Annotated in this window: 13 protein-coding genes, 4 tRNA genes and 1 pseudogene; 15 read left to right on the top strand and 3 right to left on the bottom strand. The window is 70.1% G+C overall.

All coding sequences use genetic code 11. The annotated features are described in order from the left end of the window. Positions 1–108: 108 nt before the first annotated feature. A tRNA-Val gene (locus B1H50_RS04950) sits at positions 109–184 on the bottom strand. A 158-nt stretch (positions 185–342) separates the two neighbouring features. On the opposite strand from B1H50_RS04950, the gene B1H50_RS04945 reads away from it, so the two are divergent. The 4 genes from B1H50_RS04945 (at position 343) to uvrC (ending at position 2854) form a co-directional block, all read left to right on the top strand. Next, positions 343–415, top strand: a tRNA-Gly gene (locus tag B1H50_RS04945). 40 nt (positions 416–455) lie between these two features. Next, positions 456–526, top strand: a tRNA-Cys gene (locus B1H50_RS04940). 1 nt (position 527) lies between these two features. Then, positions 528–599: transfer RNA gene (locus tag B1H50_RS04935), tRNA-Val, on the top strand. A gap of 77 nt (positions 600–676) precedes the next feature. Then, positions 677–2854 carry an excinuclease ABC subunit UvrC gene (gene uvrC, locus B1H50_RS04930; RefSeq protein ID WP_080462668.1) on the top strand — a complete coding sequence of 726 codons (2178 nt, stop codon included), beginning with the start codon at positions 677–679 and terminating at the stop codon, positions 2852–2854. A 191-nt stretch (positions 2855–3045) separates the two neighbouring features. On the opposite strand, the pseudogene B1H50_RS09960 reads toward uvrC, so the two are convergent. Then, positions 3046–3180: pseudogene (locus B1H50_RS09960) on the bottom strand (Cof-type HAD-IIB family hydrolase); the annotation flags it as partial. Positions 3181–3560: 380 nt separating this feature from the next. Between B1H50_RS09960 and B1H50_RS04920 the strand changes: the two are divergent. From B1H50_RS04920 to B1H50_RS04910, 3 genes are all read left to right on the top strand, one after another. Then, positions 3561–5453, top strand: a complete 1893-nt coding sequence (locus B1H50_RS04920) for a beta-glucoside-specific PTS transporter subunit IIABC (RefSeq protein WP_080462667.1) — start codon at positions 3561–3563, stop codon at positions 5451–5453. Between the two features lie 52 nt (positions 5454–5505). After that, positions 5506–6945, top strand: coding sequence for a glycoside hydrolase family 1 protein (locus B1H50_RS04915; RefSeq protein WP_080462666.1), 1440 nt, complete (start codon positions 5506–5508; stop codon positions 6943–6945). Positions 6946–7107: 162 nt separating this feature from the next. Next, positions 7108–7956 carry a PRD domain-containing protein gene (locus B1H50_RS04910; RefSeq protein ID WP_080462803.1) on the top strand — a complete coding sequence of 283 codons (849 nt, stop codon included), beginning with the start codon at positions 7108–7110 and terminating at the stop codon, positions 7954–7956. Positions 7957–7984: 28 nt separating this feature from the next. Here the strand turns inward: B1H50_RS04910 and purT are convergent, their stop codons facing one another. Further along, a complete protein-coding gene (purT, locus tag B1H50_RS04905; protein WP_229657915.1) occupies positions 7985–9328 on the bottom strand; it encodes a formate-dependent phosphoribosylglycinamide formyltransferase in 1344 nt (447 codons plus the stop codon). Positions 9329–9467: 139 nt separating this feature from the next. On the opposite strand from purT, the gene rapZ reads away from it, so the two are divergent. From rapZ to B1H50_RS04865, 8 genes are all read left to right on the top strand, one after another. Further along, positions 9468–10472, top strand: a complete 1005-nt coding sequence (gene rapZ, locus B1H50_RS04900) for an RNase adapter RapZ (protein ID WP_188640712.1) — start codon at positions 9468–9470, stop codon at positions 10470–10472. Positions 10473–10475: 3 nt separating this feature from the next. Further along, entirely contained in the window at positions 10476–11483 is a 1008-nt protein-coding gene (locus B1H50_RS04895) for a gluconeogenesis factor YvcK family protein (RefSeq protein ID WP_080462665.1), read from the top strand. A gap of 53 nt (positions 11484–11536) precedes the next feature. Further along, positions 11537–12517: a DNA-binding protein WhiA gene (gene whiA, locus B1H50_RS04890; RefSeq protein WP_080462664.1), complete on the top strand. Its 981-nt coding sequence runs from the start codon at positions 11537–11539 to the stop codon at positions 12515–12517. A gap of 269 nt (positions 12518–12786) precedes the next feature. Then, positions 12787–13794 (top strand): type I glyceraldehyde-3-phosphate dehydrogenase, encoded by a 1008-nt coding sequence (gene gap, locus B1H50_RS04885; protein WP_080462663.1) that lies wholly within the window; start codon positions 12787–12789, stop codon positions 13792–13794. Between the two features lie 160 nt (positions 13795–13954). Then, entirely contained in the window at positions 13955–15148 is a 1194-nt protein-coding gene (locus B1H50_RS04880; RefSeq protein ID WP_080462662.1) for a phosphoglycerate kinase, read from the top strand. Positions 15149–15197: 49 nt separating this feature from the next. After that, positions 15198–15980 (top strand): triose-phosphate isomerase, encoded by a 783-nt coding sequence (gene tpiA / locus B1H50_RS04875; protein WP_080462661.1) that lies wholly within the window; start codon positions 15198–15200, stop codon positions 15978–15980. Between the two features lie 225 nt (positions 15981–16205). Beyond that, positions 16206–16448: a preprotein translocase subunit SecG gene (gene secG, locus B1H50_RS04870; protein WP_080462799.1), complete on the top strand. Its 243-nt coding sequence runs from the start codon at positions 16206–16208 to the stop codon at positions 16446–16448. Between the two features lie 17 nt (positions 16449–16465). Beyond that, positions 16466–17473 carry a site-specific tyrosine recombinase XerD gene (locus B1H50_RS04865; protein ID WP_229657916.1) on the top strand — a complete coding sequence of 336 codons (1008 nt, stop codon included), beginning with the start codon at positions 16466–16468 and terminating at the stop codon, positions 17471–17473. Positions 17474–17514 lie beyond the last annotated feature (41 nt).

Raw genomic sequence — 17514 nt, 5'->3', positions numbered from 1 at the left:
CGGGCGCTCCACGGCGGTTTCGGCGGTGCTGTTCGCGCTGACCGGAGCGCTTCGCTACCGCTGGTGCGGGCGGGACGCTCCGCTCGGCGGGAACGGCACCATTCGGGGTGGTGGGCGATACTGGAATCGAACCAGTGACCTCCTCGGTGTGAACGAGGCGCTCTAACCCCTGAGCCAATCGCCCGATGCCCGCACAGATTAGCCAGAACCGGGCGCGTCCGGCAAACGGGTGGTCGGTGAGGTGAGTCACCGCGATGTCATTTGCGCGGGCGCGGAGGTGGAGTGATATGGTTGCGCAGCACCGAGCGATCCGGCGTTGAGCCGGGGAGAGCGGGCAGCCATGCGGATGTGGCTCAGTTGGTAGAGCATCACCTTGCCAAGGTGAGGGTCGCGGGTTCGAGTCCCGTCATCCGCTCCGAGGAGCCGGGCGGCCACCCAGCCCCCAGCATCTCACTGGTGGGTTGGCCGAGAGGCTAGGCACCGGCCTGCAAAGCCGTTTACACCGGTTCGAATCCGGTACCCACCTCGGGCGATTGGCGCAGCGGTAGCGCGCTTCCCTGACACGGAAGAGGTCACTGGTTCGAACCCAGTATCGCCCACTCGCAGCCCACCCCGCCCGGACCCACGGTCCGGGTTTTTCTGTCCGTTCCCGGGCTGTGGGAGTGAGGCACCGGCCATGGCAGACCCCTCGACGTACCGGCCCGCTACGGGCGAGATCCCCACGTCGCCCGGCGTCTACCGCTTCCTCGACCCCGAGGGTCGCGTCATCTACGTCGGCAAGGCCAAGAATCTACGAGCCCGCCTGAGCAACTACTTCCAGGACCTGGCGGCTCTCCACCCGCGCACGCAGAGAATGGTCACCACCGCCTGCGCCGTCGAGTGGACCGTCGTGGCCACCGAGGTGGAGTCCCTCGCCCTGGAGTACTCCTGGATCAAGGAGTTCAACCCGCGCTTCAACGTCATGTACAAGGACGACAAGTCCTACCCCTACCTCATGATTTCCCTGGGTGAGGAGTTCCCCCGCGCCCAGGTGGTGCGCGGGGCGCGCAAGCGCGGCGCTCGGTACTTCGGCCCCTACGTCCAGGCCTGGTCCATCCGCGACACCCTCGACCAGCTCCTGCGCGTCTTCCCCGTCCGCTCCTGCTCCGCCGGCGTCTTCCGGCGCGCCAAGGCCGCCGGTCGCCCCTGCCTCCTGGGCTACATCGACAAATGCTCCGCCCCCTGCGTCGGCCGCATCTCCGCCCCCGACCACCGGGCCCTCGCCGAGGACCTCTGTTCCTTCCTCGCCGGCCGCACCGGGCCCTATCTGCGCGAAGTCGAGTCCCAGATGCGCGCTGCCGCCGGCGCACTCGACTTCGAGAAGGCCGCCCGCCTGCGCGACGACGCCGCCGCGCTGCGCAAGGTCATCGAGCGCAACGCCGTGGTCCTGCTCGACGCCACCGACGCCGACGTCTTCGGCCTCGTGCGCGACGAGCTCACCGCCGCCGTCCAGGTCTTCCACGTCCGCGGCGGGCGCATCCGCGGCCAGCGCGGCTGGGTCATCGACACCCCCGATGACGCGACCGACTCAGAGCTCATCGAGCGCCTCATCCAGCAGGTCTACGCCGACCTTCTCGACCCCGGGGACACCGGCGCCCTCGAGCCATCATCGGCCGGCTCGGGGGCCGCTCCCAGCGGGCCCGTCTCCGGTCCCACCACATCCGTCGGCGTCGGGCGCGCGCTCGCCTGCCCGGCCCCGCGCGCACGACGCGAGGACGAGCCCGCACCCAGGCGCGCCGAGGCCGCGGCCACCAGCGTCGACGATGTCGCCCACGCCTCCACCACCGCCGTGCCCCGCGAGGTGCTCGTCCCCGTCCTTCCCGATGATGCCCCCGCCGTGCGGGCCTGGCTCGCCGGGCTGCGCGGCGCCGCCGTCGACCTGCGCGTCCCCGCCCGAGGGGACAAGGCGGCCCTTATGGAGACCGTTCGCAAGAACGCCGAGGAGGCTCTTCGCCTCCATAAGACCCGGCGCGCCGGCGATCTCACTCAGCGCTCCGCCGCCCTCGACGAGCTCGCCGAGGCCCTCGACCTGCCCGAGGCGCCCCTGCGCATCGAGTGCTACGACATCTCCCACACCCAGGGCACCCACCAGGTCGGCTCCATGGTGGTCTTCGAGGACGGCGCCCCCCGCAAATCCGACTACCGCCGCTTCGTCATCCGCGGTGAGAACGGCGGCGGCGCGGCCGATGACACCGCAGCCATGAGCGAGGTGCTCACCCGGCGCTTCAAGCGGCTCCTCGCCGAGCAGGGCCGGAGCACGGCGGAGCTGAGCGCGGCTCAGGCCGCCCAGCAGGTCGAGGACGCCGAGGGCGTCGCCGTCGTCTCCGGGCCCATCGATCCCGGGACGGGGCGGGCCAAACGCTTCTCCTACGCGCCCGGCCTCGTCGTTGTCGACGGCGGGCCGCCGCAGGTCGGGGCCGCCCGCGCCGTCCTCGACGAGCTCGGCATCGACATCCCCATCATCGGCCTGGCCAAACGCCTGGAGGAGGTCTGGATCCCCGGCGACGAGTTCCCCGTCATCCTGCCGCGCACCTCGCCCGCGCTCTACCTCCTTCAGCACCTGCGCGACGAGTCCCACCGCTTCGCCATCACCCACCACCGCGCCAAGCGCTCCGCCGGCATGACCCGCTCCGTGCTCGATGACGTCCCCGGCCTCGGGCCCGCCCGCCAGGCCGCGCTGCTCAGGGCCTTCGGATCGGTCAAGCGCCTGCGCGCCGCCAGCGTGGAGCAGATCGCCGACGTCAGGGGCATCGGCCCGGCGCTCGCCGCCACCGTCCACGAGCACCTGGGCGGCGGAGGTGAGTCGGCGGGGTGAGGCTGGGAAGCACGCACGAGCTCCTCAGTGAGGATCATGTCCGGGAACGCGTCGGGGACGGTCAGGCGCGCGGCGTCGGGCCCCTTGCCCGCCATATAGGCGCGCAGCGCCGTCAGAGCGCGCTCGGTGAAGTCGGACGGGGCGTAGAGCCCCGAGTTCGCCTCCAGGTAGAAGGTGAGGCCCCGCTCGCGCAGGAAGGCGACCGCCTGCCCGCACTGCTCGGCGCTCAGATGGCTGTGGAGGACCGCCTCGCCGTCGTCCTCCACATAGCCGCCGTTTCCTCCGATCATGCCGTGCAGGCCCAGGTTCCACAGCGCCGGCGGCATCTCGGCCCGGGAGCGCCCCGTGCAGGCGTAGAGTAGAGCCTGTGGCCGGCCGCCCGCGCGCGTCGCACAGCGCCCGCGCCGCCGACCGAGGCCGGGATCGTGTTCTCGTAGGTGACGAGCGCGCCGTCAACGTCGATCAGGAGGATCCTCGGTCATGGCCGGGATGCCCAGGTTCCCTCCTCGGATGTGACGTGCAGCATATGAGGATGCTCTTGTCGTGCCAAGAGCGTTCCGCCTACCGTCATCCGTGGGCAATAGCCCACCAGGATTGTGACCCACTCGGGGCAAGACCTGAGACGCTCCGCGCCATGCCGTAGAATAGCGTCTTGGGTCTTTTTTGTTGCCCCGGCGCGGATCATGGGAAGGCAAGGAGGCTCTTCATGGCAAAAGTCGACTACGCGGCAATGGCGCCGGACCTACTCGAGCGGATCGGGGGAGAGGCGAATGTCACCGCGCTCTCCCACTGCGCCACCCGCATGCGATTCGTCCTCAAGGATGAGTCCAAGGCGGACACCACCGCCATCAAGACAATGAGCGGCGTCGTCACCGTGGTGCAGGCCGGAGGCCAGTACCAGGTGGTCATCGGCAACGACGTCCCACTGCTCTTCGCCCAGGTCCAGGCCCTCCTCCCAGGTCTCGGATCAGGGAAGAACGACGGCAGCGAGGGTGGGGGCGCGCCGTCGCGCAACCCGCTGGACGCCTTCATCGCCCTCGTCTCGGCAATCTTCGCCCCGGTGCTGTGGACCCTGGCGGGAACCGGCCTCTTCAAGGCCTTCCTCGCCATGTTTGCCACCTTGAACTGGATCGATGAGGCCTCGGACACCTACACAGTGCTCTACGCTGCGTCCGACGCCTTCATGAATTTCCTCCCCCTCGTCCTCGCTGTGACGGCGGCGCGCCATTTCAAGGCCAATCAATTCACCGCGATGGCGATCGCCGGCGCCCTCGTCTACCCCTCGATCGTCGCGATGAACGACGGCGGCGCCCATACCTTCCTCGGCATCCCGCTGGTCATCATGAGCTACACGTCCTCAGTGCTTCCCATCATCGTGGCCGTGTGGGTGCAGAGCTACGTGGAGCGGGTCTGCGACCGGGTCTTCCCCAGCGCCTTCCGCAACTTTATGACCCCCTGGATCAGCGTGCTCGTCATGGCGCCGCTCACCCTGCTCACGATCGGCCCACTCACTACGACCATCGCCGACGGCATCGCCTCGGGCGTCCAGCTGCTGTTCATCCACGTCCCGCTGCTCGGCGGCATCGTCATCGGAGGGTTCTGGCAGGTGATCGTCATGTTCGGCCTCCATTGGGGGCTCGTGCCCATCATGACCCAGGAGATCACCACCAACGGCTACTCCCTCATCTACGGACCCATCGGGGCCGCAGTCCTCGCGCAGGCCGCCGCCGGCCTGGCCGTCATGATCCGAACCCGCGACGCCAAGGTCCGCGAGCTCGCCGGCCCCGCCTCGCTGTCCGGCTTCCTCGCCGGTGTGACCGAGCCGATCATCTACGGTATCAACCTGCCCCGGAAGCTCCCCTTCTACTTCGGCATCCTCGGCGGCGCCGTCGGCGGGGCCATCGGGGCGATCGCCGGGGGCCGGGTCTCCCAGGCAGGGGTCTTCCCCTCGCTCATCGCGATCCCCGCCTACCTGGAGACCCCGCACTTCATCCTGTGGCTCATCGGTGTCATCGTCGGTGTCGCCATCGCCTTCATCCTCACCTTCATGTTCGGTGTGAAGGACGATGCCGATGCCGCGCCGGGGGAGCAGACGGGCGGCCCCGCCGGGTCCGCTGCGACCACTGGCTCCCGCGCCGCCGAGCCCACCAACGCCCTCGTCGCCCCCGTCGGCGGTTCCGCCGTCCCGCTGGAGAGGGTCAAGGACCCGGTGTTCTCCTCGGGCGCACTCGGCAACGGCGTCGGCATCGTCCCTGCCTCCGGCCGCCTGGCCGCACCGGCCGCGGGGACGGTCGTCACCGCCATGGAGACCGGGCACGCCTTCGGCATCAAGACCGACGACGGCGTCGAGATCCTCATCCACGTGGGCATCGACACCGTCAACCTCAAGGGCGCCGGCTTCACGCCGCGCGTGGCCGTGGGGGACCGCGTGGGCGCCGGTGACCCGCTCGTCGACGTCGACCTCGAGGCCGTGAATGCCGCCGGCTACGACACCACCACTATCGTCGTCATCACCTCCACCGCCAGCCTGGGCGCCGTCGTGCCCATCGTCGACGGCGATGTGCGCGCAGGTGAGACCATCATCGAGATCGACCGCTGACGCCCCGGCAGCAGCAGACCATCATCAACCGCGAATGACCAAGGAGACCAGAATGACAGGATCAACCATGTTCACGCCCCGATTCCCCGAGGGATTCCTCTGGGGAGGCGCCACCGCAGCCAACCAGGTCGAGGGCGCCTACGACGTCGACGGCAAGGGACTATCTATCCAGGACGTCATGCCCAAGGGCATCGTCGCCCCTCGCACCGAGAGGCCGACCCCCGACAATCTCAAACTCGAGGCGATCGACTTCTACCACCGCTACGCCGAGGACATCGCGCTGTTCGCCGAGATGGGCTTCAAGATCTACCGCTTCTCCATCGCCTGGTCCCGCATCTTCCCTCTCGGTGATGAGACCGAGCCCAACGAGGAGGGCCTGGCCTTCTACGACCGCGTCCTGGATGAGCTCGAGAAGCACGGCATCGAGCCCCTCGTGACCCTCAGCCACTACGAGACCCCGCTGCACCTCGCTGAGGCCTACGACGGCTGGACCGACCGGCGCCTCATCGGCTTCTACGAGCGCTACGCCCGCACGGTGATCGAGCGCTACGGCCACCGCGTCAAGTACTGGCTCACCTTCAACGAGATCAACTCCGTGCTGCACGCGCCCCTCCTGTCAGGGGGCATCAACACGCCCAAGGAGCGTCTCGCGCCCAAGGACCTCTACCAGGCGATCCACCACGAGCTCGTCGCCTCGGCGAGCGCCACGAGGATCGCCCACGAGATCAACCCCGATATCAAGGTCGGATGCATGGTCATCGGCGTGCCGATCTATCCGCTGACCCCCGACCCGCGCGACGTGCTCGCCTGTCTGAAGGCCGACCACGCCAACCTCGCCTTCTCCGATGTCCACGTGCGCGGCGAGTACCCGGGATACTTCCTGCGGACCCTGGCCGAGAAGGGTGTCGAACTCGACATCGCCGAGGGCGACCTGGCCACCCTCAAGGAGCACACGGTGGACTTCGTATCCTTCTCCTACTACATGTCCGTGTGCGATACCGCCGCCCAGGCGGCGGGCCAGGGGGCGGGCAACATCATGGGCGGTGTGCCCAACCCGACCCTGGCCGCCTCGGAGTGGGGCTGGCAGATCGACCCGATCGGCCTGCGCATCATCCTCAACCAGTTCTGGGACCGCTGGGGCAAGCCGCTGTTCGTCGTCGAGAACGGGCTGGGGGCGAAGGACGAGCTCATCGAGGGGCCCGACGGCCCGACCGTTGAGGACGACTACCGCATCGCCTACATGAACGACCACCTCGTGCAGGTGGCCGAGGCCATCGCCGACGGCGTCGAGGTCATGGGCTACACCTCCTGGGGCTGCATCGACTGCGTCTCGGCCTCCACGGCCCAGATGTCCAAGCGCTACGGCTTCATCTACGTCGATCGCGACGACGATGGCGCGGGCAGCCTGGCGCGCTACCGCAAGAAGTCCTTCGGCTGGTACAAGGAGCTCATCGCATCCAACGGGGCGACGCTCCGGGTATCCGGCGGCTGACGACCGGGCCCGGGCCGGCCCCAGTGCCGGCCCGGGAACCGCAGCCGGCGCAGGAAGGGCACGGAGCGCGCCCGCCCCTGGGCCTGTCGAGAGAGGATCGGTTTCGACGCCGTTCTCGACCGGTCCCGGTCAGGGGCGGGTATGGTGTGGCACACTCGGGGAGTGAGAATCCTGCGGGTGTTCAACAACAATGTCGTTCTGGCCCGTGATGCCCTGGGGCGCGAGGTCGTCGCCACGGGCCGGGGACTCGCCTTCGGGCGCAAGGCGGGCCAGGACCTCGACGAGTCCCTCATCGCCCGCCGCTACGTCACTGCGCAGGACGCCGGCCTCGTCGGCCAGATGCTCTCCGAGATCCCGCTCGCTCGCATCGCCCTCATCGAGGAGGTCTTCACCCAGGCGCTCAAGAACCTCGGCGCCACGATCACCTCGGCGGGCCTCATCGCCGTCGTCGACCACGTCCACCAGGCGCTCGAACGCGCCCGGCGCGGCGAGCGGATGGACTACCCCCTGCGGGCCGAGGTCGCCCACCTCCATCCCGAGGAACTGCGCCTGGCCGAGCGGATGGTGGCCGGCCTCAATGCCTCCCAGGCCGTGCGCCTGCCCGACGGCGAGGCCTTCGCCCTCGCGCTCCACCTCTTCGCCGCCTCCACCGGGGCCGGCTCCCTCCAGGAAGCCGCGGCGCAGTCCCGGATCGTGACCCGGGCCATCGAGCTGATCGACCGCGCCGCGCCCGACGGTATCGATCAGGGCTCCATCCACGCCGCCCGCTTCGCCACCCACCTGCGCTACTTCCTCGCCCGTGCCCGCACCGGCGCTCAGATCGACGATGGAACCGCCGATATCATCGCCGCGTCCCTGCGCGGGCGTTATCCCGACGCCTTCAGGCTCGCCGAGGAGGTGGCCTCGCTCCTCCAGGAGCGGATCAGGATCACGGTCAGGCCGGACGAGATCAGTTATCTGGCTATCCATATCGCACGGCTCCTCGGCTCCTCCACCCCGGCGGGGGAGTAGCGGGCGATACCTGCGCCGTCTGGAACCACTACCCCGTGGGAGGGACCTCCCCTGCCCGGCCTGCGGAGGGCGGACCGGTTTCGATGCTGTTTTCGACCGGTCTCGATGGGAGGGGCGGTTGGAGGAGGACGCGGATGGAGCCGGCGGCGCGCGTGGCGCGGTCGCGCGCCTCCTCCACTGTCACGCCTTCGGCCACCGCCACCGCGAGGCGGCGGCCCTCATGGGCCTCCGGCTTGCCGAAGATCCGCAGATCGGCTCCCGGCACGGCCAGCGCCTCGGCGACGCCGTCGAAGCGGGCGCCCTCGCCCGGGGCCGACGCGCCCGGGGACTTGATGACCGCGGAGGCCCCCGGCGAGCGCAGCGCCGTGTCCACGGGCAGACCCAGGAGGGCGCGTGCGTGCAGCTCGAACTCGGACAGGCGCTGGCTCGCCATCGTCACCATGCCGGTGTCGTGCGGGCGCGGCGAGACCTCCGAGAACAGGACCTCCTCGCCGCTGATGAACAGCTCCACCCCGAACACGCCCCAGCCGCCCAGGGCGGCGGTGATCCTCTCGGCCATCTCACGGGCGCGCGTCAGCGCGCGTGCCGGCAGGGCCTGCGGCTGCCACGACTCCACGTAGTCCCCGCCCGCCTGCCGATGGCCGATCGGCTCGCAGAACGAGGTCACCGTGCCGCCCGTCGCTGCGTCCCGCGAGCGCACCGTGAGCAGCGTGATCTCCGTGTCGAAGCGCACGAGCCCCTCCACGATCACCCGGCCCCGGTCCACCCTGCCCTCCTCAGCGGCGCGCCGCCAGGCCGCATCCAGCTCATCGGCCGAGCCCACCACGGACTGCCCGTGCCCCGAGGAGGACATGACCGGCTTGACGACGCAGGGCAGTCCGACCTCCTCGGCGCCTGCGCGCAGCTCAGCCGCAGAGGAGGCGAAGACGTAGGGGCTCGTGGGCAGGCCCAGCTCCTCGGCCGCCAGGCGCCGGATGGCCTCGCGGTCCATCGTCAGCCGCGCGGCGCGCGCCGAGGGCACCACCCGGATGCCCTCGGACTCCAGGGCCTCGAGGGCGTCCGTGGCCAGTGCCTCGATCTCCGGGACGACCACCCGCGCCCCGCAGGAGCGGATCGCCGCGGCCAGCTCGTGCGCGTCGGACATATCGATGGTCAACGCGCTGTGCGCGACCTGCTGGGCGGGAGCGCCGTCATAGCGATCGATGGCGATGACCTCCACGCCCAGGCGCGTCAGCGCGATCGCCACCTCCTTGCCGAGCTCGCCCGAGCCCAGCAGCGCCACCCGGGTGGCGCGCGGTGTCCACGGCGTGCCGAGCGGGGCGGGCCCGCCGGGCCCGGTGGTCGAAGCAGTGGGGGCGGCGCTGATGCTCATGCGCGTGACTCCTGTATCCGAGGTCGGCGCCCGAGCGTCCTGGCGACGCGGGGCGGGTGTTCCTCCGAGGGCTCACCGGAGTGCGATCCCGGTGAGCAGGAGCAGGCTACAGCCCTGCCCGTCATGCCATGCTTGGCCCATGGAGAACCATCGCACGCCACGGCCCCGGTCCTCCGGGCGCGAGGACGACGCAGACGGCGACCGGGCCGTTGGGCCCCGCCAGGATACGGTACCCATCGAGATCCCCCGGATCGACGAGGAGGCGCCTCCCGTGGCCCCCGCCACGAGCCCCCAGATGATCATCGTCACCGGCATGTCCGGGGCCGGTCGCTCCCGGGCCGCCAACGCCCTGGAGGACCTCGACTGGTACGTCGTCGACAACCTCCCGCCCCAACTGCTGCCGGCGCTGGCGGGCATGATGACCACCGTCGGCGCGGGCGTCCACCGGCTGGCCGCCGTCGTCGATGTGCGCAGCCGGGAGTTCTTCGCTCACTTCATGCGCTACCTCGCCGAGCTGCGCGAGAGCGGGACCAATGTGCGCGTCCTCTTCCTCGACGCCTCCGACGCCGTTCTGGTGCGGCGCTTCGAGTCCTCCCGCCGGCCCCATCCGTTGCAGGGCACCTCCTCCATCCTCGACGGCATCGAGCACGAGCGCACACTGCTGGGCGGTCTCAAGGGCGCCGCGGACATGGTCATCGACACCACCGACCTGTCCGTCCACGACCTCGCCCGCCGCGTGCGAGACCTCGTGGCCACCGAGTCCGATCTCGCGCTGCGCGTCAACATCATGAGCTTCGGCTTCAAGTACGGCCTGCCCGTCGACGCCGACCACGTCCTCGACATCCGCTTCATCCCCAACCCGTACTGGGTCTCCGAGCTGCGCCACCTCACCGGGCGCGACGATCCCGTGGCCGACTACGTGTTCCGCCAGCCCGGCGCCGCGGCCTTCGTCGACGGGTACGCCGACCTCCTCGCGCCCGCGCTGCCCCATTACGTCGACGAGCTCAAGCCCAACGTCACCATCGCGGTGGGCTGCACCGGCGGCAAGCACCGCTCCGTCGCCTCCGCCGAGCGCATCTCGGCGCGCCTGCGCTCGCGCGGCTTCCGCGTCAACACCCAGCACCGCGACCTCGGACGGGAGTGAGCCATGCCGACCACCATCGACTCCGGGGGGTGGCCCCGGCGCGGGGAGGAGGGCCCCGCCGTCGTGGCCCTGGGAGGGGGCCACGGGCTGTCGGCCACTCTGCGGGCCCTGCGGCACGTGACCAACCGGCTTACGGCGGTTGTGACCGTCGCCGACGACGGCGGATCCTCGGGCCGCCTGCGCCAGGAGTTCGACTGCCTGCCGCCGGGCGACCTGCGCATGGCCCTGGCCTCCCTGTGCGATGAGTCCGAATGGGGTCTCACCTGGCGCGATGTCCTCCAGCACCGCTTCTCCGGCGAGGGCGAGCTGGATAACCACGCCCTGGGCAACCTCCTCATCCTGGCCCTGTGGCAGCTCCTGGGCGACGAGGTCGAGGGGCTGGGCTGGGTGGGCCGCCTGCTGGGGATCCACGGCCGGGTCATCCCGATGAGCGCCTCCCCGCTGGTCATCGAGGCCGATGTCGTCGACGGCGATGAGCGCGCGCGCGTGAGCGGCCAGGTCGCCGTGGCCGGGACGCGCGGCCGACTCGAGAACGTCGCCGTTGTCCCCGAGGACGCCCAGGCCCATCCCGAGGCCATCCGCGCCATCGAGGAGGCCGAGTGGGTGGTGCTCGGCCCAGGCTCCTGGTACACCTCCGTCCTGCCCCACGTCATTCTGCCCTCCCTGCGCGAGTCCCTCGTCACCACCCGCGCCAGGCGGGCCGTCGTCCTCAATCTCACGGCGCAGAGTGGGGAGACCGATGGCATGACGGCGGCCGATCTCCTGAGAGTCCTGCGCGAGCACGCCCCCGCGCTGCGCCTCGACGTCGTTCTCGCTGACCCCTCCACCATCGAGGATCTCGATGATCTCGAGGAGGTTGCGGGCGCCATGGGCGCAACTGTGATCCTGCGGCAGGTGCGCACCGGGGACTCCATGTGCAACCATGACCCCCTGCGGCTGGCCGCCGCCTTCCGGGACGCCTTCGACGGCGTGGTGGGCGATGTCGGCATCGGCGGAGCCCTGGGGGACTGAACCCGGACGCGGCCCAGCCCCTCAGCCAGGCACGAGCGAGGAGAGCGGAAGGTATGTCGCTGACCGTCACCGTCAAGGACGAGTTGGCGCGCGTGAGCGCGGAGAGCACCGCGCAGCGCCGCGCCCAGGTGGCGTCGATGCTGCGCTTCGGCGGTGGGCTCCACATCGTTTCCGGGCGCATCGTCGTCGAGGCCGAGCTCGACCACGGCGGGGCAGTGCGCCGCCTCCACCACGACCTCAAGGAGCTCTTCTCCATGGAGCCCGAGGTCATGGTCGTCCAAGGGGGCTCTCTGCACCGCGGTACCCGCTATGTGCTGCGCGTGAGTGAGCGCGGCAAGGAGCTCGCGCGCCTCATCGGACTCGTCGACGGGCGCGGCCGCCCCGTGCGCGGGATGCCCGTGGCCGTCGTCCACGGCGTGCGCACCTCGGCCGCCGCCGCCTGGAGGGGGGCCTTCCTCGCCCGCGGCTCCCTGACCGAGCCGGGCCGCTCCTCCTCCCTGGAGGTCACCTGCCCGGGCTCCGAGGCGGCCCTGGCGCTCGTGGGCGCCGCCCGCCGTTTCGACGTGGCTGCCAAGGCCCGCGAGGTGCGCGGGACCGACCGCGTCGTCGTGCGCGACGGCGAGGCCATCGGCGTCCTACTGGACCGGATGGGCGCCAAGGAGGCCTTCAGGACCTGGGGCGAGAGGCGCAGCCGCCGCGAGTCGCGCGGAACCGCCAACCGCCTGGCCAACTTTGACGACGCCAACCTGCGCCGCTCCGCCCGGGCCGCCGTCGCCTCCGGGGCGCGGGTGGAGCGGGCCTTCGAGATCCTGGGCGATGACATCCCCACCCACCTCGTCGAGGCCGGCCGGCTGCGCATCGCCAACAAGCAGGCCAGCCTCGAGGAGCTCGGGCAGCTCTCCAACCCCCAGCTCACCAAGGACGCCGTCGCCGGGCGCATCCGCCGCCTGCTCGCCATGGCGGACAAGCGCGCCCACGATCTGGGCATCCCCGACACCGAGTCCGTCCTCACCCCGGACATGCTCGACCTGTAGCCGCCGGCATCGGCTCGGCGCCTGCGCCCCGGAGGAGGCTGGGACGTCCGTCCCCCATGCCGAGGCTGTCACGACGAGATCACGCCGGTGGCCCCGAGAGCGTTCGCCAAGGGCGTGGATACCACTCGCGCCTCACCGCGCTGTGACGGTAGACTCGTCGCGCTGGCCCACGGAACCCCTTGAGAGCTCTTCCGGCGGGCCGGGGCGCATCGCTGATGCGCTGGAACTACGTAACCGTGCGCCTCACCGGCGCATTAGGAGGACACAAAGTGACCACCCGCGTTGGTATCAACGGCTTCGGCCGCATCGGCCGCAACTTCTTCCGTGCCGCGCTTGAGCAGGGCGCCGACATCGAGGTCGTGGCGGTCAACGACCTGACCGACAACAAGACCCTCGCCCACCTCCTCAAGTACGACTCCATCCTTGGTCGCTTCGACGGCGAGGTCTCCTTCGACGATGACGGCATCACCGTCAACGGCAAGCGCATCAAGGTCCTCGCTCAGCGCGACCCCAAGGACCTGCCGTGGGGCGACCTCGGTGTCGAGGTCGTCGTGGAGTCGACCGGCTTCTTCACCGATGGTGAGAAGGCCAAGGCCCACATCGACGCCGGCGCCAAGAAGGTCGTCATCTCCGCACCCGCGAAGAACGTCGACGGCACCTTCGTCGTGGGCGTCAACGAGGGCGACTACGACGGCGCGACGATGAACATCGTCTCCAACGCCTCCTGCACCACGAACTGCCTCGCTCCGCTGGCCAAGGTCCTCCACGAGAACTTCGGCATCGTGCGCGGCATCATGACGACGATCCACTCCTACACGGGTGACCAGCGCGTCCTCGACGCCCCGCACGGCGACCTGCGCCGCGCCCGCGCCGCCGCCCTCAACATGATCCCCACGAAGACCGGTGCCGCCCAGGCCGTGGCCCTCGTCCTTCCCGAGCTCAAGGGCAAGTTCGACGGCCTCGCCGTGCGCGTGCCCACCCCGACCGGCTCGCTCACCGACCTGACCTTCCAGGCCGAGAAGGAGGTCTCGGTCGAGGCGATCAAGGCCGCCGTCAAGGCCGCTGCCGAGGGCGAGCTCAAGGGCATCCTCAAGTACACCGAGGACCCGATCGTGTCCACCGACATCGTCGGCGACCCGCACTCCTCGATCTTCGACGCCACCGAGACCAAGGTCATCGGTGACCTCGTCAAGGTTCTGTCCTGGTACGACAACGAGTGGGGCTACTCCAACCGCCTCGTCGAGCTCACCGCTCTCGTCGGCTCCAAGCTCGCCTGAGTCGGCGCACGAGCTGAGCCCACGATCGGGAGGCGCGGCGTCATGAGCACCGTGAGCACCCGATGAGAAGACGCCCGCGCACGCTCAGCGTGCGCGGGCGTCGGTCACCCATCCCCATCCACCGTTCACTCGAACGCCACATCACACCTTGAGAGGTTTCATGAAGACCATCGATTCCCTCGGCGACCTGGCCGGCAAGCGCGTCCTCGTCCGCTCCGACTTCAACGTCCCGCTCGACGCCGACAGGAACATCACCGATGACGGCCGCATCCAGGCCGCCCTGCCCACCCTGCGCAGGCTCCTGGAGGCCGGCGCCAAGGTCATCATCACCGCCCACCTCGGCCGTCCCAAGGGCCAGGCCAATCCGGACTTCTCGCTCGCCCCTGTCGCCAAACGCCTCGCCGAGGTCACCGGCGTCAAAGTCGTCCTGGCCGAGGACACTGTCGGCGAGTCCGCCAAGGCCGCTGTCGCGGCCATGAGCGCCGGTGAGATCGTCCTGCTGGAGAACGTGCGCTTCAACGCCGCCGAGACCTCCAAGGACGACGCCGAGCGCGAGGCCTTCGCCGCCCAGCTCGCCGAGCTCGCCGATGCCTTCGTCTCCGACGGCTTCGGTGTGGTCCACCGCAAGCAGGCCTCGGTCTACGACATCGCCAAGATCCTCCCGGCCGCCGCGGGCCTGCTCGTGGTCAAGGAGATCGAGTCCCTCGGACGCGCCGTCAACGACCCCGAGCGCCCCTACACCGTGGTGCTCGGCGGCTCCAAGGTCTCCGACAAGCTCGGCGTCATCGCCAACCTGCTGTCCAAGGCGGATCGCCTCCTCATCGGGGGCGGCATGGCCTACACCTTCCTCGTCGCCCAGGGCCACGAGGTCGGCACCTCCCTGCTGGAGAAGGACCAGGTCGAGACCGTCAAGGGCTACCTGGCTACCGCCAAGGCCAACGGCGTTGAGCTCCTCCTGCCCGTCGACACCGTCGCAGCCCCGGAGTTCAAGGCCGACGCCCCCGCAACCGTCGTGGCCTCCGACGCCATTCCGGCCGACCAGATGGGCCTGGACATCGGCCCCAGGACCGCCGAGATCTTCAGCGAGGCCATCGCCTCGTCCAAGACCGTCGTGTGGAACGGCCCCATGGGCGTCTTCGAGTTCGACGCCTTCGCCGCCGGTACCAAGGCCGTGGCCCGGGCCATCAGCGACTCCGACGCCTTCAGCGTCATCGGCGGCGGTGACTCCGCCGCGGCTGTGCGCACCCTCGGCTTCGACGAGACCACGTTCTCCCACATCTCCACCGGTGGCGGCGCCTCCCTGGAGCTCCTCGAGGGCAAGACCCTGCCGGGCATCGCCGTCCTCGAGGACTGATCGCGCCAGCCGCCCCACACCCCAACTGACAACGAAGGACACCACCGCAATGTCGAACCGCACCCCCCTCATGGCGGGCAACTGGAAGATGAACCTGGACCATCTCGAGGCCAACCACCTCGTCCAGGGCATCGCCATGGAGCTCAAGGACGCCGGACACGACTTCGCCAACTGCGAGGCCGTCGTCATCCCGCCCTTCACCGACCTGCGCACCGTGCAGACCGTCGTCGACGCTGACAACCTGGAGATCAAGTACGGCGCCCAGGACGTCTCCATCCACGACAACGGCGCTTACACCGGTGAGATCTCCACCGCCATGCTCACCAAGCTCGGTTGCTCCTACGTGGTCATGGGCCACTCCGAGCGCCGCGAGTACCACAACGAGTCCGATGAGCTCGTTGGCGCCAAGGCCCGCAAGGCCCTCGATGCCGGCATGACGCCGATCCTGTGCTGCGGCGAGGCCTTGGAGATCCGCAAGGCCGGCACGCACGTCGAGTTCGTGCTCGGCCAGATCCGTGCCGCCCTGAAGGGATGGAGCGCCGAGGACGTCGCCAAGATCGTCATCGCCTACGAGCCCATCTGGGCCATCGGCACCGGTGAGACCGCCACCGCCGACGATGCCCAGGAGGTCTGCGGGGCCATCCGCGCGGCCCTGCGCGAGGACTTCGGCGAGGCGACCGCCGAGGCCACCCGCGTGCTCTACGGGGGCTCCGCCAAGCCCGGCAACATCGTCGAGCTCATGGCCCAGGCCGACATCGACGGCGCCCTCATCGGCGGCGCCTCCCTCAAGGCGGACTCCTTCGCGGCCATGTGCCGCTTCTACGCCGCCTGAGCGGGATCGGGCGCCGCACCATCCGCCGCCGCCTGAGCGGTGCTCGGGCAGGGCGGTGCCCGTGACGCAACCGCGATCGGGGCCAGGGCACCTCACAGGAGGCGTGCCCTGGCCCCGGCGCGCGATTCGGGTAGAGTCGGCCATGGTCATGCCGCGCGATCGCTCGTCAGCGGCGTATCTGATCCTTCCGGGCCTCGCGGGCCCCCTCAATGAAAGGACGACGGCGTGGACATCCTCCGCATCATCCTCCAGGTGCTCCTCGTTCTGTCGAGCTTCTTCCTCATCATGTCGATCCTCCTGCACAAGGGGAAGGGCGGCGGTCTGTCCGACATGTTCGGCGGCGGTATCTCCTCCTCGGCCGGCTCCTCAGGCGTCGCCGAGCGCAACCTCGACCGGATCACCGTGGGCGTGGGCCTCGTCTGGAGCGTGACGATCATCGGCCTCGGACTCCTGGTGAAGTTCTCCTGACCACCCCATCCAGCCACGTGGCAGACCCGCGTGGGGACGCCCTCGAGCGATGCCTGCGCGGGTATCTCGCGCATCTGCGGGTCGAGCGGGGCCTGAGTGAGAACACCCTGGCCGCCTATCTGCGGGACCTGTCCCGATACGCGGGGTTCCTCCGGGGGCGTGGCATCACCGAGCCCGGCGGCGTCGCCGAGGAGGACGTTTCCGCTTTCTCCCAGGCCATCCGCACCGGCGAGGACGGGGGTCGCCCCCTGGCAGCCTCCTCCGCCGCCCGCACTGTCACCGCCGTGCGCGGCTGGCACCGATTCCTCCTCGACGAGGGCACCACGCCGACCAACCCCTCCGCGGCCGTCCGCCCCCCGCAGGTGGGGCGCCGCTTGCCCAAGGCCCTCAGCGTCGAGGAGGTGCGCGCGCTCCTGGAGGCGGCCGCCATCGACGACTCGCCCGTGAGCCTGCGCGACCGAGCCCTCCTGGAGATCCTCTACGCCACAGGGGCCCGCATCTCCGAGGCGGTCGGCCTCGTCGTCGACGACCTCGACGCCGACTCGGGCGTGCTCCGGCTCTTCGGCAAGGGACGCAAGGAGAGGATCGTCCCCATGGGACAGTACGCCTGGGCGGCCCTCGACGCCTACCTCGTCCGCGGGCGGCCGAGCCTGGCCTCCAAGGGCAGGGGAGTGCCCGAGGTCTTCCTCAACACGCTCGGGCGGCCCCTGTCCCGCCAGACCGCGTGGAGCGTCCTCCAGCAGGCCGCCGCCCGCGCCGGGCTCGTCGGCCGGCCCCCCGGGGAGGCCCTCACCGTCCCCGACGGCGTCGTCGGGGAGGACGGCGGTGCGCAAGCCGACCGCCATGTCTCGCCCCACACGCTGCGCCACTCCTTCGCCACCCACCTGCTCGCCGGCGGGGCCGACGTACGGATCGTCCAGGAGATGCTCGGCCACGCCTCGGTCACCACCACCCAGATCTACACGAAGGTGACCGTCGACCACCTCAGGGAGGTCTACGCCACGAGCCACCCCCGGGCTCACTGATGATGCCTACTGATGATTCCACTGCCGTCCGCTACCCTGGC

Source organism: Actinomyces gaoshouyii, assembly GCF_002072175.1.
Lineage (GTDB): Bacteria > Actinomycetota > Actinomycetes > Actinomycetales > Actinomycetaceae > Actinomyces > Actinomyces gaoshouyii.
The sequence above is the reverse complement of the archived record's forward strand: the minus strand, read 5'-3'. Positions and strand labels throughout refer to the sequence as shown.

Coding starts and splice junctions, on each gene's coding strand:
- uvrC (WP_080462668.1), top strand. CDS start 677: ATGGCAGACCCCTCGACGTACCGGCCCGCTACGGGCGAGATCCCCACG.
- B1H50_RS04920 (WP_080462667.1), top strand. CDS start 3,561: ATGGCAAAAGTCGACTACGCGGCAATGGCGCCGGACCTACTCGAGCGG.
- B1H50_RS04915 (WP_080462666.1), top strand. CDS start 5,506: ATGACAGGATCAACCATGTTCACGCCCCGATTCCCCGAGGGATTCCTC.
- purT (WP_229657915.1), bottom strand. CDS start 9,328: ATGAGCATCAGCGCCGCCCCCACTGCTTCGACCACCGGGCCCGGCGGG.
- rapZ (WP_188640712.1), top strand. CDS start 9,468: ATGGAGAACCATCGCACGCCACGGCCCCGGTCCTCCGGGCGCGAGGAC.
- B1H50_RS04895 (WP_080462665.1), top strand. CDS start 10,476: ATGCCGACCACCATCGACTCCGGGGGGTGGCCCCGGCGCGGGGAGGAG.
- whiA (WP_080462664.1), top strand. CDS start 11,537: ATGTCGCTGACCGTCACCGTCAAGGACGAGTTGGCGCGCGTGAGCGCG.
- B1H50_RS04880 (WP_080462662.1), top strand. CDS start 13,955: ATGAAGACCATCGATTCCCTCGGCGACCTGGCCGGCAAGCGCGTCCTC.
- tpiA (WP_080462661.1), top strand. CDS start 15,198: ATGTCGAACCGCACCCCCCTCATGGCGGGCAACTGGAAGATGAACCTG.